Source organism: Stenotrophomonas sp. STEN013, assembly GCF_056760355.1.
On record NZ_JBRREO010000002.1, the window covers coordinates 480,701 to 502,019 of the forward strand.

Annotated in this window: 18 protein-coding genes; 11 read left to right on the top strand and 7 right to left on the bottom strand. The window is 67.3% G+C overall.

All coding sequences use genetic code 11. The annotated features are described in order from the left end of the window. Nucleotides 1-40: 40 nt before the first annotated feature. Nucleotides 41-778 (bottom strand): SIMPL domain-containing protein, encoded by a 738-nt coding sequence (locus tag ACVOMH_RS06440; RefSeq protein WP_054659470.1) that lies wholly within the window; start codon nt 776-778, stop codon nt 41-43. Between the two features lie 132 nt (nt 779-910). Between ACVOMH_RS06440 and ACVOMH_RS06445 the strand changes: the two genes are divergently transcribed. Genes ACVOMH_RS06445 through tldD form a run of 4 tightly spaced genes read left to right on the top strand, consistent with a single transcriptional unit; the run spans nt 911 to nt 8,349 of the window. Beyond that, nucleotides 911-1,504, top strand: coding sequence for a Maf-like protein (locus tag ACVOMH_RS06445; RefSeq protein WP_057505494.1), 594 nt, complete (start codon nt 911-913; stop codon nt 1,502-1,504). Nucleotides 1,505-1,509: 5 nt separating this feature from the next. Next, nucleotides 1,510-3,000: a ribonuclease G gene (gene rng, locus ACVOMH_RS06450; RefSeq protein ID WP_481551412.1), complete on the top strand. Its 1,491-nt coding sequence runs from the start codon at nt 1,510-1,512 to the stop codon at nt 2,998-3,000. A 39-nt stretch (nt 3,001-3,039) separates the two neighbouring features. Continuing rightward, nucleotides 3,040-6,855, top strand: coding sequence for a YhdP family protein (locus ACVOMH_RS06455; protein ID WP_481551413.1), 3,816 nt, complete (start codon nt 3,040-3,042; stop codon nt 6,853-6,855). 48 nt (nt 6,856-6,903) lie between these two features. Further along, on the top strand, nt 6,904-8,349 hold the full coding sequence (gene tldD, locus ACVOMH_RS06460; RefSeq protein ID WP_481551414.1) for a metalloprotease TldD: 1,446 nt from the start codon (nt 6,904-6,906) through the stop codon (nt 8,347-8,349). Nucleotides 8,350-8,420: 71 nt separating this feature from the next. Here tldD and yjgA read toward each other — a convergent pair whose 3' ends face one another. Further along, a complete protein-coding gene (yjgA, locus tag ACVOMH_RS06465) occupies nt 8,421-9,008 on the bottom strand; it encodes a ribosome biogenesis factor YjgA (protein WP_481523388.1) in 588 nt (195 codons plus the stop codon). 65 nt (nt 9,009-9,073) lie between these two features. On the opposite strand from yjgA, the gene pmbA reads away from it, so the two are divergent. Together pmbA and ACVOMH_RS06475 are read left to right on the top strand one after the other, a co-directional pair. Beyond that, nucleotides 9,074-10,441: a metalloprotease PmbA gene (pmbA, locus tag ACVOMH_RS06470; RefSeq protein WP_481551415.1), complete on the top strand. Its 1,368-nt coding sequence runs from the start codon at nt 9,074-9,076 to the stop codon at nt 10,439-10,441. Nucleotides 10,442-10,523: 82 nt separating this feature from the next. Next, nucleotides 10,524-10,901 carry a DUF4870 domain-containing protein gene (locus tag ACVOMH_RS06475; RefSeq protein WP_054660612.1) on the top strand — a complete coding sequence of 126 codons (378 nt, stop codon included), beginning with the start codon at nt 10,524-10,526 and terminating at the stop codon, nt 10,899-10,901. A 65-nt stretch (nt 10,902-10,966) separates the two neighbouring features. On the opposite strand, the gene ACVOMH_RS06480 is transcribed toward ACVOMH_RS06475, so the two are convergent. From ACVOMH_RS06480 to ACVOMH_RS06500, 5 genes are all read right to left on the bottom strand, one after another. Then, entirely contained in the window at nt 10,967-11,845 is an 879-nt protein-coding gene (locus tag ACVOMH_RS06480) for a polyprenyl synthetase family protein (RefSeq protein WP_481551416.1), read from the bottom strand. Continuing rightward, nucleotides 11,835-12,095, bottom strand: coding sequence for an exodeoxyribonuclease VII small subunit (locus ACVOMH_RS06485; RefSeq protein WP_054660940.1), 261 nt, complete (start codon nt 12,093-12,095; stop codon nt 11,835-11,837). The genes ACVOMH_RS06480 and ACVOMH_RS06485 overlap by 11 nt, the downstream gene beginning before the upstream one ends. Before the next feature lie 31 nt (nt 12,096-12,126). Beyond that, nucleotides 12,127-13,425 carry a tRNA lysidine(34) synthetase TilS gene (tilS, locus tag ACVOMH_RS06490; RefSeq protein WP_481551417.1) on the bottom strand — a complete coding sequence of 433 codons (1,299 nt, stop codon included), beginning with the start codon at nt 13,423-13,425 and terminating at the stop codon, nt 12,127-12,129. Between the two features lie 66 nt (nt 13,426-13,491). After that, entirely contained in the window at nt 13,492-13,977 is a 486-nt protein-coding gene (locus ACVOMH_RS06495; protein ID WP_481551418.1) for a WG repeat-containing protein, read from the bottom strand. Nucleotides 13,978-14,036: 59 nt separating this feature from the next. Further along, nucleotides 14,037-15,746 carry an alkaline phosphatase gene (locus ACVOMH_RS06500; protein ID WP_481551419.1) on the bottom strand — a complete coding sequence of 570 codons (1,710 nt, stop codon included), beginning with the start codon at nt 15,744-15,746 and terminating at the stop codon, nt 14,037-14,039. Between the two features lie 150 nt (nt 15,747-15,896). Here ACVOMH_RS06500 and ACVOMH_RS06505 point away from each other — a divergent pair, with 150 nt between their 5' ends. From ACVOMH_RS06505 to ACVOMH_RS06525, 5 genes are all read left to right on the top strand, one after another. Then, complete coding sequence (locus ACVOMH_RS06505; protein WP_481551420.1) at nt 15,897-17,225, top strand: dicarboxylate/amino acid:cation symporter; 1,329 nt, start codon at nt 15,897-15,899, stop codon at nt 17,223-17,225. Between the two features lie 824 nt (nt 17,226-18,049). Beyond that, nucleotides 18,050-18,577 carry a hypothetical protein gene (locus tag ACVOMH_RS06510; protein WP_481523394.1) on the top strand — a complete coding sequence of 176 codons (528 nt, stop codon included), beginning with the start codon at nt 18,050-18,052 and terminating at the stop codon, nt 18,575-18,577. An 11-nt stretch (nt 18,578-18,588) separates the two neighbouring features. Further along, nucleotides 18,589-19,221 (top strand): hypothetical protein, encoded by a 633-nt coding sequence (locus ACVOMH_RS06515; protein WP_057505501.1) that lies wholly within the window; start codon nt 18,589-18,591, stop codon nt 19,219-19,221. Between the two features lie 46 nt (nt 19,222-19,267). Then, a complete protein-coding gene (locus ACVOMH_RS06520) occupies nt 19,268-20,479 on the top strand; it encodes an adhesin (protein ID WP_481551421.1) in 1,212 nt (403 codons plus the stop codon). A gap of 137 nt (nt 20,480-20,616) precedes the next feature. Beyond that, on the top strand, nt 20,617-21,315 hold the full coding sequence (locus ACVOMH_RS06525) for a C39 family peptidase (protein WP_481551422.1): 699 nt from the start codon (nt 20,617-20,619) through the stop codon (nt 21,313-21,315). Nucleotides 21,316-21,319 lie beyond the last annotated feature (4 nt).

The following is a 21,319-nucleotide window of genomic DNA, read 5'->3' on the forward strand; positions in this document are numbered from 1 at the left end:
CGCCCGTAGGCGCCGTTGTTGGTGATGCGCCGGGTGCCGATCAGCGTCCCAGTTCGAACACCACATCCAGATTCACCGAGACCGTGGTTTCACCCGGCGACACGGCTGTATCCATCTCGGCCTTGGCGCTGCGGCCAGCGGCCATGGCCATCATCGGCATGGGCCGGAAGCCGCCCTGGCTGCCCTCGGAGATGCTGACGATGCGGCGCACGCGCAGGCCCAGCGACTTGGCATAGGTCTCGGCGCGGGCCTGTGCCTTTTTCAGGGCGGCCAGGCGGGCTTCGTCATAGACCGGCTCGGGCTGGTCGATTTCGAAGCTGGGGCCGTTGATCTGGTTTGCCCCCTGGGCGGCCAGGCTGTCGAGCACCTTGCCCAGTTTGGTGATGTCACGCACCTTCAGGCTGACCGTGTTGTTGGCCTGGTAACCGGTGATCTTCGGTGCTTCGTTCTCGGTGTAGCGGTACTGCGGGCTGAGGTTGATGCCGCTGGTCTGGATATCGCGCTCGGCGATGCCGGCCGCCTTGATCGCAGCCATCACCTTGTCCATCTGCAGCGCGTTCTCGCGCATGGCGGTGTTGCCGTCGGCGGCCTGGGTGACCACGCCGGCCGACAGCGTGGCCACGTCCGGCACCCGGCGCGCTTCGGCCTGGGCGGAGATGTTCAGCAAGGTGGCATCGCTGGCCACCACGGTGGGCACGGTTTGGGCATGGGCGGACATCGAAGCTCCCAGGGCAAGTGACAGGGACAGCAGCAGTGGCGCGAGGGCGGTGTGGCGCATGGTGATCCTCCTTGGATTGGACCGGAAAGGTGAACGCAGGGCGATGAACGGGTAGTGAGCCGTGTCGGGGTTTGGATGGCTTTCCTTGCTTCGCCGATCATTCAGTCAGGCCGCGCAGGTTATCCTTCTTCGATGCTCTATCTTGCCTCCCGCTCCCCCCGCAGAAACGAACTCCTGTCGCGGCTTGACGTGCCTTTCCGGGCGCTGGATCTGGAGGTGCCGGAAGTCCGCGGCGCGGACGAGACCCCCGAAGCCTACGTGCGGCGGGTGGCGCTGGACAAGGCGCGCGCCGGTCTGGCGCTGGTTGCGCAGGATACGGATGCGGTCGTGCTGGGCTCGGACACCGAGGTGGTACTGGGCGACCGGGTCTACGGCAAGCCGGTGGATGCGGCGGATGCGGCAGCGATGCTGGCGTCCCTGGCCGGGCGCACGCACCGGGTGATGACCGCGGTGGCGCTGGTCGCCCACGGGCGCGAGCGGGTCCAGCTGGTGAGTTCAGAGGTGACGTTCGCGGCCATGAGCGCGGCGCAGATCGCCGGCTACGTGGCCAGTGGCGAGCCGATGGGTAAGGCCGGCGGTTACGCGATCCAGGGCGGCGCCGAGCGCTTCATCAGCCATCTGGCCGGCAGCTATTCCGGCGTGATGGGCTTGCCATTGCAACAGACAGGGGAGCTGCTGCGCGAATTCGGCGCAGGGGCGGACGATTCCATGGACAAGGGGGAATGAAGGACGTGTCCGAAGAGATTCTGGTCAATGTCACCCCGCGCGAAACCCGCGTGGCGGTGATCGAGAACGGCATGCTGCAGGAGCTGCACATCGAGCGCGGCTGGCGCCGTGGTGTGGTCGGCAACATCTACAAGGGCAAGGTGCAGCGGGTGATGCCCGGCATGCAGGCCGCCTTCGTCGAGATTGGCCTGGAGCGCGCGGCCTTCCTGCACGCCAATGACGTGGTGCGACCGGCGCCGGTCACCGCCGATACCGAGGAAACCACCCCCACTCTGCCGCTGCCGTCCTCGGTGCCGATCGTGGAATTGCTGCGTGACGGCCAGGATATCGTGGTGCAGGTGGTCAAGGACCCGATCGGCACCAAAGGCGCGCGCCTGACGACCCAGATCAGCATTCCCTCGCGCTACCTGGTGCTGCTGCCGCAGTCCAAGATGGTGGGCGTGTCCGCCCGCATCGAGGATGACGCCGAGCGCGCACGCCTGAAATCACTGGTCACCGAGATCTCCGCCCAGCACGGCGGCTACGGCTATATCGTGCGTACCAATGCCGAAGGCCAGCCGGCCGAGGCGCTGGCTGAAGATATTTCCTATCTTTCGCGGGTTTGGGCGGTGGTCGAGCGGCGCGGTCGCGAAGTGCCGTCCTGCAGCACCATCTATGAAGACCTGAGCCTGCCACTGCGCTCGGTACGCGACCTGATTCGCAAGGATGTGGACAAGGTCAAGGTCGATTCCAAGGAAACCTTCGCCCAGTTGCAGGCGTTCGTGGCCAAGTACATGCCGGTGCTCGGCGAGAAGCTGGAGCTGTACGCCGGCGATCGCCCGATCTTCGACATGTTCGGGGTCGAGGACGAGATCGGCCGCGCGCTGGACAAGCAGGTGCCGCTCAAATCCGGCGGCTATCTGGTGATCGACCAGACCGAGGCGATGACCACGATCGATGTGAACACCGGTTCCTTCGTCGGCCAGCGCAACCTGGAAGAAACCGTGTTCCGCACCAATCTGGAGGCGGCGCAGGCAGTGGCGCGACAGCTGCGGCTGCGCAACCTGGGCGGCATCATCATCATCGATTTCATCGACATGGATGACGCCGAGCACCGCCGCCAGGTGCTGCGCACGCTGGAAAAGGCGCTGGCCCGTGACCATGCCAAGACCACCGTCTACGACTTCTCGCCGCTGGGTCTGGTGGAAATGACCCGCAAGCGTACGGTGGAAAGCCTGGAGCGCCAGCTGTCGGAGTCCTGTCCGCAGTGCAACGGTCGCGGCAGCATCAAGACCACCGAAACGGTGACCTACGAGATCTTCCGCGAGATCACCCGTGCCGTGCGCCTGTTCGAGGCCGCGCGACTGCTGGTGATCGCCTCCAGCAAAGTGGTGGCGCGCATCACCGATGAGGAGTCCGCGGCGGTGGCCGAGCTGGAGGAGTTCCTTGGCAAGAGCATCCGCTTCCAAGCCGATGACCAGTACCTGCAGGAACAGTTCGATGTCGTGTTGCTCTGACATAGTCCTGATCCCCGTCGAGGAGGACGGCGTGGCCTGATGACCACGCTGTTGCGCCACCGTCTGCGTCGGTTGCGACGCCATGTGCTGTACGCGCTGGCGCTGGCGCTGGTGTGCGTGGCGTTGCTGGTGGGCACCTTCAGCCAGTTGCTGCCGCTGGTGCAGTCCCACCCGGACAAGGTCGCCGCATGGTTGAGCGCGCGCGCCGGGCAACCGGTGGCCTTCGAGCATCTGGACACCCGCTGGACCCGTCGCGGCCCGCTGCTGCGGCTTGACGGCCTGCGGATCGGCCAGGGCGAAGGGGTGCGGGTGGGCCAGGCCGAAGTGCTGGTGGCGCTGTATTCGGGGCTGCTGCCGGGTGCGCCGCTGACCGAGCTGCGGTTGCGCGGCCTTGCCTTGACCCTGCAGCGCGCCGAAGACGGCCGCTGGTCCGTGCAGGGGCTGCCCAGTGCACGCAACGGGGGCGACCCGCTGGAAACCCTGCGGCGGCTGGGCGAGTTGCAGGTGATCGGCGGCCGCCTGCGCGTGGATGCGCCATCGCTGGGCGTGGCGACCGAGATTCCGCGCATCGATCTGCGCCTGCGGGTGGACGGCCAGCGGCTGCGTGCCGGTGCCAAGGGCTGGATCGACACCGCGGCGCCGCCGGTGACCGCGGTGCTGGATTTCGACCGGCAGCAGGGCGATGGACAGGCGTGGCTGGCGGCCGCGCCGGCCGATCTATCGGCCTGGTCGTCGCTGCTGCGCTTTGCCGGGGTGAGTGTCCAGCAGGGGACAGGCGCGGCGCGGGGCTGGCTGCAGGTCCGTGACAACAAGGTCGTGTCGGTGACGGTTGATGCCGACCTCAACGGGCTGCTACTGGCCGGAGCGCCGTTCAGCGAAGGCACGAAGGCGCCTTCCACATTTCTGCACCGGGTGCAGGCACGCGCGCGCTGGAGGCAGATCGAGGGCGGCTGGCGGCTGGACGCGCCGCAATTGCGCATCGCCTCGGAAGGGCGCATGCAATCACTCGATGGTCTGCTGTTGGCCGGCGGCAACGATTTCGCCCTGCAGGGCAAGCAGATCGATGTGACGCCGCTGCTGCGCGTGGCCGCACTGGGTGAACAGCTCTCTCCGCCCCTGCGTCAGTGGCTGCATCGCGCCCGCCCGGTGTTGCGGTTTTCGGATGTGAGCATCGCCGGCCACCGCGGTGGCGCGTTGCGCGGGCGCGGCGAGCTGGAAGAGGCGGCATTCGCCGCCATCGCTGACAGTCCGGGGCTCAGTGGTCTGCGCGGGCATTTCGAGGGCGATGGCCAGGCGGTGGCGTTGACGCTGCGGCCGGACCACACGGTCAAGTTCGACTGGCCTACCGGCTTTGCCACCACGCACGAGCTGAAGCTGCGCGGGCAACTGGTGGGCTGGCGCGAAGGCGCCGGCTGGCAGGTGGGCACGCCGGCGTTGCGTGTGCAGGGCACCGATTATGCGGCCGATCTGCGGGGCGGACTGTGGTTCCAGGGTGACGGCACACGTCCATGGATCAACTTGGCGGCCAAGCTGGACGATGTGCCGATGACCGTGGCCAAGCGCTTCTGGGTGCGCTCGCGTATGAGTGAGACGGCGGTGGCGTGGTTGGACGCGGCGCTGGTCGACGGTCACCTGCGCGACGGCATCGCATTGGCGGTAGGCGACATGGACGACTGGCCGTTCAATGGCCACAACGGTCGCTTCGAGGCGCGTGGCCGGATCGATGAGGGGGCGATCCGCTTTGCTGGCGATTGGCCGCTCATCAATGACGTGGATGGCGACATCGCCTTTATCGCCAACGGTTTCGCGTTGCAGGGCAAGGGCGAGCTGGCCGGGGTGAAGATCGATAGTTTCCAGGCCGGGATTGCCGATTTCCGCGAGTCGCGCCTGCATGTGGCCGCACGTACCGTCGATGACAGCAGCCACCTGCTGGCGATGCTGCGCAAGAGTCCGCTGCAGGCCAGCTACGGCGAAACCCTGGACAACCTGGCAGTGTCCGGACCGGCCAGTGTGACCTTCGATCTGCTGCAGCCACTGCGCGGCGGCGCGGGCCGGCTTGCCGGCGAGGTGGAACTGCGCGGAGCCAGTCTGGCCGACAAGCGGTGGGATCTGAAGTTCGACAATGTGCGCGGCACGGCCAGTTACGGCGGCAATGGCTTTGATGCGCCGGCGCTGGCGGTGCGCCACCGGGAGCGTGATGGCCTGCTGACGCTGCGCGCCGGCGCGCCGGTGCGCGATCCGGTCCATGCGTTCGAGGCCGAGCTGACGGCGGCGCTGAGCGCCAGCGATCTGCTTGACCGGGCGCCCGAGCTGGATTGGCTCCGGCCCTATATCCAGGGCACCTCGCAGTGGACGATCGGAGTCACCTTGCCGAAGGGTGCGCCCGGCAACCGTTCCGTGCCGCCGACCCGGCTGACGTTGCGTTCGGCGCTGCAGGGCACGCGCCTGCAGTTCCCGGCACCGCTGGACAAACCGGCGGCCGAAGCGCTGGGCACCACGGTGTCGGCGGCGCTGCCGTTGGGCAGCGGCATCACTGAAGTCGCTTTCGGCCAGCGTCTGGCATTGGCCGCGCGCACCCACAATGGCAAGACCGGCGTGCAGGTCACGATGGGCAGTGATCGGGTGGACCGTGAGCCGCCGGCCGAGGGCCTGGTGGTCAGCGGGCGCACACCGGCGTTGGACGCGCTGGAGTGGATCGCCCTTGCGCGCGGCAGCAGCGGCGGCGACGCGGACAGCGCCGGGCTGGCGCTGAACCAGGTGGATGTGCTGGCCGAGCGGCTGCTGTTGATCGGTGGCCATTTTGACCAGACCCGGCTGCGGTTGCGGCCCGAGCCGGGCGTCATCGGCGTGCAGCTGGACGGGCCGGCACTGGCCGGCACGCTGACGGTGCCCGATGGCCGGGGCGGCACCGTGCGCGGGCAGTTGGCGCGGGTGCACTGGCAGGAAGCCGCGGGCATGGGCGAGGCTGGCGCGGCCGCCGATCCGCTCGATCCGGCCAATATCCCGCCGCTGGCATTGGATATCGAAGACCTGCGCGTCGGCAGGACCGCATTGGGCCGGACGGTGCTGCGGACCCGGCCGTTGGCCGATGGCCTGAAGGTCGAGCAATTGCAGTTCCGCGCACCCAAACAGGCGATCGATGTGGAAGGCCAGTGGCGCGGCGTCGGCGCCCAGGCGCACACGCACGTGGCGGTGCAGGTGGACAGCGACAATCTCGGCGGGCTGATGGACAACCTGGGCTACGGCGGGCAGCTGCGCGCCGGCCAGGGCCAGGTGCGGTTCGATGCCCGCTGGCCGGGCGCGCCACGGGCGTTCCAGCTGGCCGCGCTGGAGGGCTCGCTGAGTCTGGACGCCCGCAACGGCCAGCTGCTGGAAGTTGAACCGGGCGCCGGGCGGGTGCTGGGCCTGCTCAGCGTGGCGCAGCTGCCCCGCCGGTTGATGTTCGATTTCCGCGATTTCTATTCCAAGGGTCTGGCGTTCAACCGCGTCGAGGGCCAGGTGCGGTTTGGCGACGGTGTGGCGCGTACCGACCAGATCGTCATGGAAGGACCGGCGGCGGACATCACCATCCGGGGCCAGACCGATCTGCGCAGCCAGCAGTTCGACCAGACCATCGATGTGAATCCGCGTTCGGGCAACCTGCTGACCGTGGTCGGCGCGGTGGCGGCCGGGCCGATTGGCGCGGCGGTCGGTGCTGCGGCCAACGCGGTGCTCGGCAAGCCGCTGGGGACCATCGGTGCCAAGACCTACAAAGTCACCGGGCCATGGAAAGATCCCACCGTGGATGTGGTCGAGCGCGAGGCGCCGCGCGTACCGCCGCCGCTGGTCAGCCCCGACAACCGCGGCTCCCCGTGATCCCCGCATCGGCTTGCGAACCGCGCCCAAGCCCCCATCTGGAATGACATGACTGATAACGTACTGACGCTTGCCGAGTCCCGCCTGCTGCTGCCGGCCGGGCTGGACGCCAACCGCCTCGAGCGCACCTTCGGCACCCTGCTGGGGCCGGGCATCGATTTTGGCGACCTGTATTTCCAGCACTCGCGGCGTGAAAGCTGGAGCGTGGAAGACGGCATCGTCAAGGACGGCGCCCACTCCATCGAGCAGGGCGTGGGTGTGCGGGCCATTTCCGGCGAGAAGACCGGTTTCGCTTATTCCGACGATATCCAGCCGGCCGCCTTGCTGGCTGCGGCGCAGTCGGCCCGGGCGATCTCCCGCGAGGGCGGCGCGCAGAACGTGCGCCCGCTGGTAAGCGGCGGCGGTCGTGTGTTGTATCCGGCGCTGGACCCGGTGGACAGCATCGGCAACGAAGCCAAGGTCGAGGTGCTCAAGCGACTGGACCAGTACCTGCGTGCGGCCGATCCGCGCGTGCAGCAGGTGATGGTGAGCCTGTCCGGCGGCGTGGACACGGTGCTGATCGCGCGCAGCGACGGCGTGCTGGCGGCCGATGTGCGGCCGCTGGTGCGTCTGAATGTGCAGGTCATCGTCGAGCAGGGGGGCCGCCGCGAATCCGGTTATGCCGGCGGTGGTGGCCGATACAGCTATGAAGAACTGTTTGCCGGTGAGCGCCCGGAAAGCTTCGCCCGCGAGGCTCTGCGCCAGGCACTGGTGAACTTGGAGGCGATTCCGGCCCCGGCCGGGGTGATGCCCGTGGTGCTGGGCCCTGGCTGGCCGGGCGTGCTGTTGCACGAGGCGGTCGGCCACGGCCTGGAGGGCGACTTCAACCGCAAGGGCACCAGCGTCTATGCCGGCCGTATTGGCGAGCGGGTGGCTTCACCGGGGGTGACCATCGTCGATGATGGCACCCTGGACGGGCGTCGTGGTTCGTTGAACATCGACGACGAAGGCACGCCCACCCGGTGCACCACGCTGATCGAGGACGGCATCCTGGTCGGCTACATGCAGGACACGCTCAATGCGCGGCTGATGGGCGTGGCGCCGACTGGCAATGGCCGCCGCGAATCCTTCGCGCACATGACCATGCCGCGCATGACCAACACCTATATGCGCGCCGGCACCCACGACCCGCAGGAAATGATCCGCTCGGTGAAAAAGGGCCTGTACGCGGTCAACTTCGGCGGCGGCCAGGTCGACATCACCAGCGGCAAGTACGTGTTCTCGGCGACCGAGGCCTACCTGATCGAAGATGGCAGGATCACCGCGCCGGTCAAGGGCGCTACGTTGATCGGCAACGGCCCGGAAACCATGCAGAAGGTACGCATGATCGGCAACGACCTGGCACTGGATGAAGGCGTCGGCATCTGCGGCAAGGACGGCCAGAGCGTGCCGGTGGGTGTGGGCCAGCCGTCACTGCTGATCGAGGGCATCACCGTGGGCGGTACCCAGGCCTGAGCGGGACGCCGATGAAGCCTGCGACGCTGAGCGCAGCGGCTGCCGGTGGATGCCGGCAGCCTGCGGCGGGCTCAGTCCTGCGCGTCGTCCTCGAGCTCGCCGTCATCGTCGCTGTCGGCCGCAGTCGCGCCGCCAATCACTGCCGGCAGCATCAGCCCGCGCAACACCTGGAAGATCTCGCGGAACGCGCGCGGCGGCTTGTTCTTGGCTTTTTCCGCCTGCGCATTGCGCAGCAGCGTGCGCAGCTGCTGGCGGTCGGCCTGCGGGTATTCGTCCAGCAGCTGGCCCAGCGCGCTGTCGCCCTCGGCCAGCAGGCGCTCACGCCAGCGCTCGATGCGATGCATCATCGCCACTTCCCGGCGCGAGGTCTCGCTGTTGGCGCTGAGCGCGTCACGGATGGCCTGCAGCGTGGCCTCATCCTCGCGGCGCATGTGCTTGGCCAGGAACGCCAGCTGGCGCTTGCGCGCGCCATGGGCGGTGATGCGCTTGCTGTATTCGATATGCGGCAGCAGGTCTTCGGGGATCGGCAGCCGCGCCAGCTGTGCCGGCGTCAGGTCCACCAGGGTTTCGCCCAGGGCAAGTATCTCCAGGGCCTCACGGCGGTTCTGGCTGCGGCTTTCGCCCAGGAATTCACCGGTTTCTTCGTCGCGTCCGCGCATCGTCTTCCACATCCTTACATTCGCCCCGCCTCGCGCAGGGCCATAACTATCGACAGGATAAAGCATTGAACGCCATTACCACCGATGCCGCCGGCATCGACGACAGCCTGCCCCGCCTGGAACAGCTGGCCGCTATCTCCCAGCGCCTGCTGGAAAAGGCCCGCGCCATGGGCGCCAGCCAGGCCGAGGTCAGCTGCAGCGAGGAACGCGGGCTGGATGTGAATGTGCGCCTGGGCGAGGTGGAGACCGTCGAGTCCACCCATGACCGCGGCATCGCGGTGACGGTGTACTTCGGCCAGCGCAAGGGCAGCGCCAGCACCGCCGACCTGCAGGACTCCAGTCTGGAGGCCACCGTGGCGCAGGCCTGCGCGATCGCCCGCCATACCGAGGACGACCCGGCCGCCGGCCTGGCCGATGCCGGGCTGATGGCGACCGCGTTCCCGGACCTGGACGGCTGGCACCCGTGGGCACTCAGCGCCGAGGAAGCGGTGGATCTGGCGCTGGCCTGCGAGGCGGCCGGGCGCCAGGCCGATGGCCGGATCAGCAATTCCGACGGCGCTTCGGCGGCGACCGCGCAGAGCCTGTCGGTGTACGCCAACTCGCACGGTTTCATCGGGCGCGAGCGCAGCAGCCACCATTCCATCGGCTGCGCGCTGATTGCCGGGCAGGGCGATGGCATGCAGCGTGACGGCTGGTACACCAGCGCCATCGCCCGGGAAGACCTGGAAGATCCCGCGGCTGTGGGCCGGCGGGCCGCCGAGCGCACCGTCGCCCGGCTGCAGCCGCGTTCGCTGCCGACCGGCGAGGTGCCGGTACTGTTCAGTGCGGAAATGGCGCGCTCGCTGATCGGCCACCTGCTCAGTGCGGTTTCCGGTGGCGCGCTGTATCGCCGTGCCAGCTTCCTGCTCGACAGCGCCGGCACCTCGCTGTTCCCCGACTGGTTCGCCATCGACGAGCAGCCGCTGCTGCGTCGCGGCCTGCGCTCGTGTGCCTTCGACGGCGAAGGCGTGGCCACCCGCGATTCGGCGCTGGTCAGCGGCGGCGTATTGCAGCGCTACATCCTGAGCAGCTACTCGGCGCGCAAGCTGGGGCTGACCACCACCGCCAACGCTGGCGGCGTGCACAATCTCAAGGTCGCCGCCAACGCCGGTGACCGGGCGTCCCTGCTGGCGGGGATGGGCACCGGCCTGCTGGTGACCGAGCTGATGGGGCAGGGCGTCAACGGCGTGACCGGCGACTACTCGCGCGGCGCGGGCGGTTTCTGGGTGGAGAACGGCCAGATCGCCTATCCGGTGGACGGCATCACCATCGCCGGCAACCTCAAGCAGATGTTCGCCAGCATTGAGGCGGTGGGCAGCGACGTCGACCCGCGCTCGCATGTCTCCACCGGCTCGATCCTGGTGGGGAAAATGACGGTTGCCGGTAACGATTGACGTATCCTGTCGGTGAGCGGCGTGGACCGACTCCGGTCTGCCGCCGGACACAACAATCCAACAAAGGAATAAGGGGAACGCAATGAGCGACTTCGACAACATCACCACTCCGCCGCCGCCGCCGTCGAGCCCTGCGCAGGGCGATGACAACACGCTTGCCATGCTGGTGCATCTGTCGGGCATCGTGCTGTGGTTCATCGTGCCGCTGATCGTGTGGCTGGTGAACAAGGACAAGCCGGAGAAGGCGTTCCTCACCGACCAGTCCAAGGAAGCGCTCAACTTCCAGATCACGCTGACCGGCGTGTACATCATCGGCACGATCCTGACGGTCATCCTGATCGGCATGCTGATCAACTTCGCCGCGTGGGTCGCCTGCATCGTGCTGAGCATCCTGGCCGGTCTGGCCGCCAACCGGGGCGAAGCCTACCGCTACCCGTTCGCCATCCGCCTGATCAAGTAACCGGCGCAAGGTGAAACGAAAAGGCCCGGAAATTCCGGGCCTTTTTTGTGGGGCGATCTGTGGGTTCAGTGGGTGCGCTGCACCGTCAGCCGTGCCAATGCGGCCAGCGCGCTGGCGCCTTCGCCGTAGCCCTGCAGGCATTCGTCCATCTGCAAAGAAAGCGTCTGCAGGCGGGCCTTGGCGCCGTCCATGCCCAGCAGCGCCGGGAAGGTGGACTTGTCTTGGGCCTGGTCCTTGCCGGCGGTCTTGCCCAGCTGCTCGGAACTGGCTTCCACATCGAGGATGTCATCGCGCACCTGGAACGCCAGTCCCAGGGCGTTGGCAAACGTGTCGAGCGTGGCCAGGTCGGTTTGGCCGGCACCGCCGCACAACGCGCCCATGCGCACGGCCGCGCGGATCAGCGCGCCGGTTTTCAGCGCATGCATGCGCTCCAGCTCGGCCACCGATTGCAGCTGGCCGGTGGCGTCGATATCCAGCGCCTGGCCGCCACACATGCCGGCCGCACCGGAGGCGGTGGCCAGGGTGCGCAGGCAATCCACCGCCAGCGCGGGGGCCAAGGGGGCTCGGGCCAGCAGTTCGAAGGCGCGGGTCTGCAAGGCGTCGCCGGCCAGGATGGCGGTGGCCTCGTCGAAGGCGATATGGGTGGTCGGGCGGCCGCGGCGCAGCTCGTCATCGTCCATCGCGGGCAGATCGTCATGCACCAGTGAATAGGCGTGGATCAGCTCCACCGCCGCGGCCGGCGCATCCAGCAGGGCTTCGTCGGCATCGAACAGCTGGCCGGCGGCGTAGACCAGCAGCGGCCGCATGCGCTTGCCGCCGCCCAGTGCCGCATAGCGCATGGCGCGATGCAGCCCGTACGGGGGGGGGGGCGGATCGGGGAGCGCGGTGTTGAGTTGCTGTTCGGTACGGGCCAGCCAGCGGGTGAACAGGGCCTCAGTCGTCATTGCCGGCGGTATCGAAAGGTTCGGACTTTTCCGGCTGGGCCGGATCGCTCAACAGGCGCACGCGCAGCTCGGCCTGTTCCAGCGCCTGCTGGCACTGGCGGTAGAGGCCGACGCCGCGCTCGTAGGCACCGAGCGACTGTTCCAGGCTCAGGTCGCCGGCTTCCATTTTTTCGACCAGCTGCTCCAGTTCTTCCAGCGACTGCTCGAAGTGGGCGACCGGGGAGATTTCGTTGGGGGACTTCTTGGGCATGGCCAAAGTGTGAGCGGCACGGCCGGTGGGGTCAATTCGATCCGCCGGCCGGTTGCCAGCGCAAGGTGGCCTGGTTCACCTCCAGCCAGTGCTGCAGGGTGTCGGAGATCAGGCGGTCACCGGCGGCGAGCACTTCATCGCCGGTGCACAGCAGCGGCAGGTGCGGGCGTTGCCACGGAGGCAGAGTCGACTCCTGCAGCAACTGTTTGAGTGCATGGGAATGTGTGCGGCCGGGCAGCCGGATGCGTTCGCCGCCCTGGCGCGTCCGTACCGTCAGCGGTGTGGCGAAACCCGGCGTGCCATGCAGGTGCAAGGTTCCACCATCAGGCAGGGACAACGGCGTGGCCCCATCCCACTGCCGCTGCCAGCCGGCCGGCCATGGCGTGGCGGGGCGACGGAAATGCAGCTGCTCACGCCAGCGGATGATCTGCACGTTCTGCCAGGCGAAGCTGGCCTGTGCGTCCGCCCGCGCCGACAGCAGCTGCTGTTCGATCGCCCGCACCCCGTTGCCGGGCAGCGGCGGCAGCTGCTGATGGAGCACCCAGGCCCGCAACACCCGCGCACGTTGCGCTGCCGACAGGTCCCGCAGCCGGGCCAGCGACAGGCTGCCGTCTTCCCTCTGGCAGGTCTGCAGTTCGTGCCGGTCCTGTGCGGCCAGCAGGCCTTCGGCCTCGGCGGCGAGGGCGGCGCTGCGGGCCAGTGCTGCGGCGGCGTGGGGCCAGCGTTGTGCCAGCAGCGGCAGCACCTGCAGCCGCAGGAAATTGCGGTCGAAGCGGTCGCTGGCGTTGCTCGGGTCTTCGATCCAGCGCAGGCCATGCTGCCGGGCATGGCGTTCCAGCGCGCTGCGCGGTGCATGCAGCAACGGCCGCCACAGTTGTCCGCGGCCGAAATGGCGGCGTTCACGCATTGCCGCCAGTCCGTCCACGCTGGAGCCGCGCAGCGCGCGCAGCAGGAAGGTTTCGGCCTGGTCGTCCTGGTGATGTCCCAGCGCCAGCCATTCGCCCGGCGCCATCAGCCGTTCGAACGCGGCATGGCGTGCCTTGCGTGCGGCCGCTTCCAGTCCTTCACCCCCGTCACGGGGAACCTCGAGGTGGACGACCTGCAGCGGGATGTTCCATTGCGCGCAGATCCGCCGGCAGTGCGCGTCCCAGTCGTCGGCAGTGGCCTGCAGCCCATGGTGCACATGCACCGCGCGCAGGCTGCCGGGCGCACGGCCGGGGGCGTGGGCGAGCAGGTGCAGCAATACGGTGGAGTCCAGCCCGCCGCTGAAACCGACCAGCACCGGAACATCGGCGGCGGCATCTAGCAGGGAGGAGGAGAGCGGATTCATGACGGTGCCGAGTATCGGCGCGAGGTGCGGCGATCGCAATTCGTATGACGGCGCCGTGCGCGCGGACTAGCGCAGGCTCGTCAGGCGTTTGCGCTGCCGGTCGATACGTAAACGCTGCCCATCAACCCGGGCGCGGTGGCCGTTGGCATCCGGCTCATTGTCGCGGCAGCCGTTGCAGACTTCGGCAACACCGCTGTTGAACGGAAACCCCCGGTCGAAACGTGCAGCCAACGCCGGTTGCAATCGCACGTTGTAGTAGCCCAGCTTGCCGCCGACCACCGCGCGGGCAAGGTCTTCCTCGACGTAGTCGGGGCCGTTGTCGCCGGTGATGACCGGCAGAAAACGGGCGTCGCGGCGCACGTAGTGGTGCTGCCGGCCGGCCATCAGGACGGCCAAGCCGTTGTCGTCGTAATCCAGCCGGGCCAGTGCCGCAGGCGATATTTCCCGTTGTCCGGGTGCGATCTGTCGCCAGCCTTGCAGCGGGGGCTGGCCGTGCTGGTCGAGCGGGTGGCAGCTGCCGTTGGCGGCCAGCCCGATGGGGCAAAACAGCACCGCCAGCAGCGCGCTGGCGGTGAGGGCGCGGCGGTGGGGAAAACACCGCCGCGCGGGAGTCACTTGGCGGAGGCCTGGCGCTCGAACTTCTTCGGCTGCGGCAGCTGCACCGGCACCCCCTGCGCATCGCAGGTACCGGCCGCGCACAGGCGTTCACGCAGACGCGGGGTGGCCTGCACGATCAGGTGGTAGAGGGTGTTCTGCTCCAGCGTGCCGCGCACCGCCTTGCTGCCTGGCCCGCGCGCCCAGATGCCGACATCCTCGCCGCCGTGCGATTCGCTCTTGGACGGCACCAGTGCTTCCTGCATGTAGTCCACGTGCTCGGTATCGACGTGGGTCAGGTCCGGGCGGCCATTGGCGGCCTCGAAGCTGCTGGGCGAGTGCGGGAACTTCTTCGGCCCGGCCGGCTGCTGGTTGCTGGCGCCGGTATAGCCCGGGCCGTTGGCGTAGGTGAGCGTGGTGTAGGGCAGCCCCAGGCCGTCACGGGCCAGGTCCAGCCCGCCGGTACCGTCCTCGCCACCCTTGTCCTTGACCTTGCCCAGGATCGCGTTGCCGCGCGCCGGGTAGCCGACGAAGTTCAGCGTGTGCGAGTGGTCGGCGGTGACGATGATCAGGGTGTCCTCGGCCGAAGTGGCGGCCACCGCGGCCTTGACCGCATCGGACAGGGCGATGGTGTCGCCCAGTGCGCGGGCGGCATTGCCGCTGTGGTTGGCGTGGTCGATGCGCGCGCCTTCCACCATAAGCACGAAGCCTTCCTGGTGCTTGGACAGATTGGCGATGGCGGCGCGGGTCAGTTCGGCCAGTGACGGCTCGCCGCCGCGGTCTTTGGCGCGGTCGTCCTCGTACTGCATGTGGTCCGGTTCGAACAGGCCCAGCAGCGCCGGCGCACGGGCCGCAGCCTCGAGCTGGTCGGCGTTCCAGACATAGGCGCCCTGCGGGTGCGCAGCCTGCCATTCGGCCACCAGGTTGCGGCCGTCCAGGCGCAGGCCGACCTTGTCGGCGTACTCCGGATCCTGTTCGTTGACGGTGGTGAACTGGCCACGGCCGCCGCCCAATGCCACCAGCGGACCGCGTCCGTAGCGGGCGGTGGCGATCAGCTGCTGGGCGATATCCGTGCAGCCGGCCGCCTTGGCGGTTTCGGGCAGGTGGGTGTCGTTCTCCCAGTTGCGGTCGGGCGAATGGGCGTAGGTGGCCGCCGGGGTGGCGTGCGTCAGGCGGGCGGTGGAGACAATACCGGTGGCCATGCCGGCACTGTCGGCCAGCTGCAACCAGGTCAGCAGTTCCTTGTCCAGGCTGTCGGCACAGTCGTTGCGGCTGCCGGCGCTGACGCCGATCGCGCCCATGTGGCTCTTCACGCCGGTGGTGATGGCGGTCATGGTGCCGGCCGAATCGGGGGTCTGCGAATCGGTGTTGTAGGTCTTGCTGAACGCCGTGGCCGGGAACTGTTCCCAGGACAGCAGGTTCTCCTCGCCCGGCTTGCCGTTGCGCTGGCCTTCCAGGATGCGCGCGGCGGCGACGGTGGTCAGGCTCATGCCATCGCCCAGGAACAGGATCACATTCTTGGCCTTGCCAGCCATCGCGCCGTTGGCGGCGGCCCGGGCGGCGCCGCTGCGGTACCACCACTGCGGGGTCTCGCCGGTCGGATGGGCAATGGCGGGGACGTCCACCGACACCGCGGCCGGGCTGGCCGGAGTGGAAGGCGACAGGCTGGTGCAGGCGCCCAGCAGCAGGGTCGAGACGGCGCAAAACAGAGGCGTGACACGTGACATGGCGATGATCGGGACTCACATGAACAAGCGCCCATTATGACGGCTGTGAAAAGTCGCGCCGATGACACGCAGCTTTTCCGTCAGGGCATCGTTCCTGGCGGCCGCCTGCGTTATGGTGCCACTCCCTGAAACAGCACCCGGATCTACGATATGAAGCTGGTCTCTGCCTGGTTGCGGATTCCGTTCTGGCAACGCGTGGTGGCAGGCTTCGCACTCGGCGCGCTGGCGGGCTGGCTGATGGGGCCGGCAGCGGAAACCTGGTTCGGACCGCTGGGCGAGCTGTACGTCACCCTGATCAAGATGATCGCCGTACCGCTGGTGTTCTTCGCGGTGATCAACGCCATCGGTTCGCTGCACGGGCAGAAGTCGGTCGCCGCGCTGGGCGGGCGTACCTTCCTGTGGTTCATCGTCACCGCCGCGCTGGCGGTGTGCGTCGGGCTGGCGGTGGGCACGATCATGCAGCCGGGTACCGGCGGGCTGAAGCTGGCCGTGGACAGCGCCTACACCCCGCGCGATGTGCCGTCGGTGGCCAAGGTGCTGATGGATGTCGTGCCTTCGAACGTGTTCTACGCGCTGGCCGGCATCGGTACGCGGGTCAATGCGGCCGGCGAGACGGTGCTGGCCGCCGGGCGTGGCTCGATCCTGCCGGTGATCTTCTTCGCCGGCCTGCTCGGCTTTGCGATGGTGAAACTCGGCGAGAAGGTGACCGAGGCGCGCAAGCTGGTCGGACAGATGAGCGACATCATGATCCAGGTCACCCGCTTCGTGCTGGAAATGACGCCGCTGGGCACCTTCGGCCTGATCGCCGGGCTGGTGGGCAGCTACGGCTTCGAGAAGCTGCTGCCTCTGGGCAATTTCGTGCTGGCGCTGTACGTGGCCTGCGCGCTGCACATCCTGATCGTCTACAGCAGCCTGCTGCTGGCCCACGGGCTCAACCCGCTGAAGTTCTTCAAGGGCGCGGCGCCGGGCATGCAGGTGGCATTCGTGGCTTCCTCAAGCTTTGCGGCGATGCCGGTGGCGATGCGTTCGATCACCGACAACCTCGGCGTCAACAAGGACTACGCGTCCTTCGCGGTGCCGCTGGGCGCCAGCATCAAGATGGACGGTTGCGGCGCGATCTACCCGGCGCTGTGCGCGGTGTTCATCGCCCAGTACACGGGCGTGCCGCTGACCCCGGAGCAGTACGTGGTGGTGATGATCGCCTCGGTGCTGGGCAGCTTCGGCACCGCCGGCGTACCTGGTACGGCGGTGGTGATGGCCACGGTGGTGCTGAGTGCGGCCAACCTGCCGCTGGAGGCGATCGGCTACCTGTACGCGATCGACCGCATCCTGGACATGATGCGCACCATGACCAACGTCACCGGACAGATGGTGGTGCCGGTGATCGTGGCCAAGGAAACCGGGTTGCTGGACCAGAAGGTCTATGACGCCACGCTCAATCCGGTGGCATCCGATGCCGGTGGCAAGCCGCACGGCTGAGTGTGGCCGGGTCTCGCGGCCCTGTTGCTGCCCCTGACGATGCGCCGCGGTGAACGGCACCGTGCCATCCTGCCGCGGCGCAGCCTGCGTTCCCCCGGCGGCTGATCCTCCAGCGCCGGAGCCGGGCGGCGTAGCACCTCCGGCTGGGCTTCGGGCCATTGCCGCCAACGACCCGGATGGGTTCCCGGGGCAAGTGGCAGGCGCGGTGCCGGGCAGTGGCACCAGCAGCCGGCTCACCTTGAAACGGCGAGGAGAAGGGATGCGCCTGTGTCATTGCGGGGGCGCGCTGCCGCCCGATGTGCGCAATAACGTCCCCGGTGTGACGCTGCAGGCATTGCTGCCCGAGCTCCGCCGTCCCGGCAACAAGCCCATAGCGCCGTTATGTTGCCGCGGCTATCAGATCAGCAACCGATGTTGCATGGCGTGTTTTCGTGTCGCTGGCCGGTAGCCGGCTGGCGCGATGGCGGGTGGAGGTGCTCGGACATGACGCGGACATACGATCCGTGCGCGGGAGGCCGCCCAGGTGCCACATGTAGTGGGCGGTTCTACGCCCGGCCTCTCTCTGGCTGCCTGCGCAGGCGGATTGGGATGTAACAGGGTGTAGCACAACGGTGTATCACTCCTGATACACCCCTCAAGCCCGCGTCCTGCCGTCATCGCGCGCCTGAATGATCGTCGAACCGGCGCCTGAAGCTGAAAACGGTGTTACAGGAAGGTGAGTTTCCCGTTTGCCAGATTCTCCGCAAGTTGCTGTTTTTATTGTCAAAATAAAGTTGGCACGGTTGCTGCGTAGTCCTGTCCGCAGATGAGATGTGGACGAGGAAATGGACAGCAACGTACATCGCTATCAGTGCATCGCCGCTTTCGCCTTGCTGGTCGCCATGCCGGTAACCGTCATGGCCTCGGGCGCCCGCCAGGGGGTCAAGGCACAGCCCGGCGAAATGGTACTGCTGCGGGATGTCTCCGCACGGATGGCCTATCGCCCCGCGCCGCCGGGGATGGCGCTGATCGCCGAACCCTCGCCGAAGCGTGAAGTGGGAACCGCCCTGGGTGTCTCCATCGGGATGGATGAGCTTTCCGATGATGAATATGCGGCGATGGGCTCGGGCCTGACCCAGGCAGCGCCGCACCAGACCACGGTGGAACGGGTGACCTCGACGGCGGTGACCGGCACGCTCGGACGGGCGACCGGTGACGGCGGCGTGCTTTCCGGCAATCAGCTTGGCCAGGCCATCGGTGGGCCGATGGGGGCTGTCAGCGGTGCCACGCGCGGCATCGGTGACCAGGTGCGCAGTGCATTTGCGCAGTTCCCGCTGGGTCAGCCGGCCGGCAGTGGTCCGGGCGGCAAGTGAGAGCGATGACCATGAACCGACTCGGATTTCTGCTGTTGGCGGGTGCATCGCTGGGGTTGGCCGCCCAGGCGCAGGCGCAGTCCCAGGATGACTATGCCGGAATGCTGACGTACCTGGCCAACAGCCGCATCGACGGCAATGTGCTGTCCGGCAGCAGCGGCGCGGTCGCGGTCAACATGGCCGCAGGCGATCTCAATCTGCAGGCCAATCTGCACAGCATGGCGATAGGCAAGACCGCCTTGGCGAGCGTCAGCGCCATCCAGAAACAACGGGGCAACCAGTTCGACATGCCACTGCACGCCAGCGCCACCCTGGGTGGCCAGGCGCTGGTTGGCGCGAACGGGATTGCCTCGATCAATCAGGCCAGTGGCAGCGGCAATACGGAACTCAACTCCGTGGTTGCTGTCTTGGCCGACCAGGGCATACGCGAAACGACCAATGAAGCGATGGCTTCGGCAGGCTCGTTCGCGTCGGCAGGGGGGCAGGGTACCGCCGGCGGACTGGCGTCCCCGGGAACCCGCAAGGTCGGAGTGGAAGCCTCCGCACTGCGTGGGTTCGAGGGTGTGCTGCAACTCAATCAGATCGCGGGATCGAGCAATGCCACGGAAAACCAATTGAGTATTTCCGTGCAGCCGACTCCGTGAAGCAAGGCTCCACCCACCCGTTGCAGAACCAGAAGAAGAGGGCACCATGAAAGCGAATATGAAATGGACGGTACTCGCCATGGCAGTTGCAGCACTGACCAGCAGTGCTGCGGCTTTCGCGCAGAGCGACCGCAACAACAACGACTATCCTCGTGGCGATCGGAACAGCCACAACGTCGAGGTGAGTCTGGACAAGGACATCAGTCTGAGCTCCGACATCGAATTCTGGGGCGATCCGGAAATCTGGGGCGATATCTATATCGACTCGGCCGCCATCGCGTTGATCGACAACCGCCAGTCGGTGACCAACAACTCGGGTGAGAACACCCTGCTGACCAACGATGCCACCATCGCCGACGATGTCGCGATGGATGCCTCGGGCAACCTGGGCTTCAACGTTGCCGCCGGCGACAACAACACCCAGGACAACGCGGCCTCGCTGTCGGCGGCCGACGCCTCGTTCGCATTCGGCATGGCCGATGCGGAGGTCTTTGTCCACCAGAATGGTGCCAACAACGAGACCATGAACTACGGTGTGATCAACAATGCCGGCGTTGGTGGCAACGCGTTCAGTGGCGCCAGCGGCAACATCGGCGTGAACGTCACCTCCGGCAACAACAACGAGCAGAAGAACGCGCTCGCCGCGTCGGTGGCGACCAGCCGTTACGCGCAGTCCACCATCAGCTCCAACCAGGTGTCGATGGGCAACAGCGTCAGCAACGCCGGTTATGAGGAAGAACGCACCAATACCACCCAGGTCAGCCTGTCCGGCCCGGTCGCGGGTCTGACGGTCGCGGTCGGTGGCGGTTCCTATAGCGGCACCGGCTCGGCGTATCAGAAAGACAACTACTATCTGGATACGTGGGATGGCGCATTGCCGCATCCGGATGGCAACGATACCGGTCATATCGACCTCGACAACGCCATCCAGAACGCCACTGCAAACCCGAACCGTCCTGGCGTGGGCGGCATCGCCTTCGATACGGAAGAAGAAGGCGAGCTGGGCTTTCTCGAGCTGGGCGCGGCGTACCTGTACGCCAACCTGAGCGGCACCGTGAACAACTCGTACACGGTCGCGGTCAATGCCACCAATACGGCAGCCCTGTCCGGCAGTGCGTTCTCCAGTGCGTCGGGCAACATCGGCGTGAACGTGTCGGCGGGTACCGGCAACCTGCAGGCCAACAGCCTCGCTCTGGCCGTGGCGCAACCGTCGACCGGCGGTGGTGGTGGCGGTGGTGGCAATCCCGGCGGCGAGTAACCCTGTCCGGTTCGCCGGTAGTAGATGGTGAGAGCAACAAACCCGGCCATCCGCCAATGGCCGGGCTACCCCGGGAGCCCCTGTCCCTCCTCCCCCTTGGGGCAGGGGCTCCTTCCTGCCATGGAGACGGTACCGGCATGATCCGCACGACAGTCGTTCTGCTGTTTGCCCTGCTGCTGCATGTCACGCCGGTACATGCCGGCGAGGTGGGGTTCAGTGGCGTCCTGCCCAATGGCGCGCTGTATACCCAATCCATCGAGAGCATGAAGGAGCGCCGCTTCCGTTATCTGGTACGGCAACACACCGATTACAGCTGCGGTGCAGCCGCATTGGCGACCATTCTCAAGTACGCCTATCACCTGGACGCCGATGAGGCGACGGTGATCGAAGGAATGATGGGAGTCTCCGATCCGGAACTGGTGCAGCAGCGCGGTTTTTCGATGCTGGACGTGAAGCGTTACGTGGAGTCCCTGGGAATGCGGGGGCGCGGTTACCGGGTCAGCGAGGAGCGGCTGCGTACCTTGCGCGTGCCCAGTCTGGTGCTGATGGATGTGCGGGGTTTCCGCCACTTCGTGGTGCTCAAGCAGGTGCTGGGCGACATGGTGGAAATCGGCGATCCGATCCTCGGCAACCGGGTGGTGCCGGTGGCCGACTTCCTGGAGGCATGGCCTTCGCGGACGGTGTTCGTGGTGGTTGGTAGTGACTTTGACCGCAACACGGTGCTGTTGCTCCCCAGTGAGAAGGCGAGCGCGCGCGCGCTTTACGCGCGACAGGGAAAGCCGATCACCGATGCCGAACTGGTGGATTTCGGCTTCACCCATGCCGACCTGTTTTGAAGGA

Bases quoted from the DNA above. Each gene is read 5' to 3' on its own strand.
- ACVOMH_RS06440 (WP_054659470.1), bottom strand. From the start codon at position 778: ATGCGCCACACCGCCCTCGCGCCACTGCTGCTGTCCCTGTCACTTGCC.
- ACVOMH_RS06445 (WP_057505494.1), top strand. From the start codon at position 911: ATGCTCTATCTTGCCTCCCGCTCCCCCCGCAGAAACGAACTCCTGTCG.
- ACVOMH_RS06455 (WP_481551413.1), top strand. From the start codon at position 3,040: ATGACCACGCTGTTGCGCCACCGTCTGCGTCGGTTGCGACGCCATGTG.
- tldD (WP_481551414.1), top strand. From the start codon at position 6,904: ATGACTGATAACGTACTGACGCTTGCCGAGTCCCGCCTGCTGCTGCCG.
- yjgA (WP_481523388.1), bottom strand. From the start codon at position 9,008: ATGCGCGGACGCGACGAAGAAACCGGTGAATTCCTGGGCGAAAGCCGC.
- ACVOMH_RS06475 (WP_054660612.1), top strand. From the start codon at position 10,524: ATGAGCGACTTCGACAACATCACCACTCCGCCGCCGCCGCCGTCGAGC.
- ACVOMH_RS06480 (WP_481551416.1), bottom strand. From the start codon at position 11,845: ATGACGACTGAGGCCCTGTTCACCCGCTGGCTGGCCCGTACCGAACAG.
- ACVOMH_RS06485 (WP_054660940.1), bottom strand. From the start codon at position 12,095: ATGCCCAAGAAGTCCCCCAACGAAATCTCCCCGGTCGCCCACTTCGAG.
- tilS (WP_481551417.1), bottom strand. From the start codon at position 13,425: ATGAATCCGCTCTCCTCCTCCCTGCTAGATGCCGCCGCCGATGTTCCG.
- ACVOMH_RS06500 (WP_481551419.1), bottom strand. From the start codon at position 15,746: ATGTCACGTGTCACGCCTCTGTTTTGCGCCGTCTCGACCCTGCTGCTG.
- ACVOMH_RS06505 (WP_481551420.1), top strand. From the start codon at position 15,897: ATGAAGCTGGTCTCTGCCTGGTTGCGGATTCCGTTCTGGCAACGCGTG.
- ACVOMH_RS06510 (WP_481523394.1), top strand. From the start codon at position 18,050: ATGGACAGCAACGTACATCGCTATCAGTGCATCGCCGCTTTCGCCTTG.
- ACVOMH_RS06515 (WP_057505501.1), top strand. From the start codon at position 18,589: ATGAACCGACTCGGATTTCTGCTGTTGGCGGGTGCATCGCTGGGGTTG.
- ACVOMH_RS06520 (WP_481551421.1), top strand. From the start codon at position 19,268: ATGAAAGCGAATATGAAATGGACGGTACTCGCCATGGCAGTTGCAGCA.
- ACVOMH_RS06525 (WP_481551422.1), top strand. From the start codon at position 20,617: ATGATCCGCACGACAGTCGTTCTGCTGTTTGCCCTGCTGCTGCATGTC.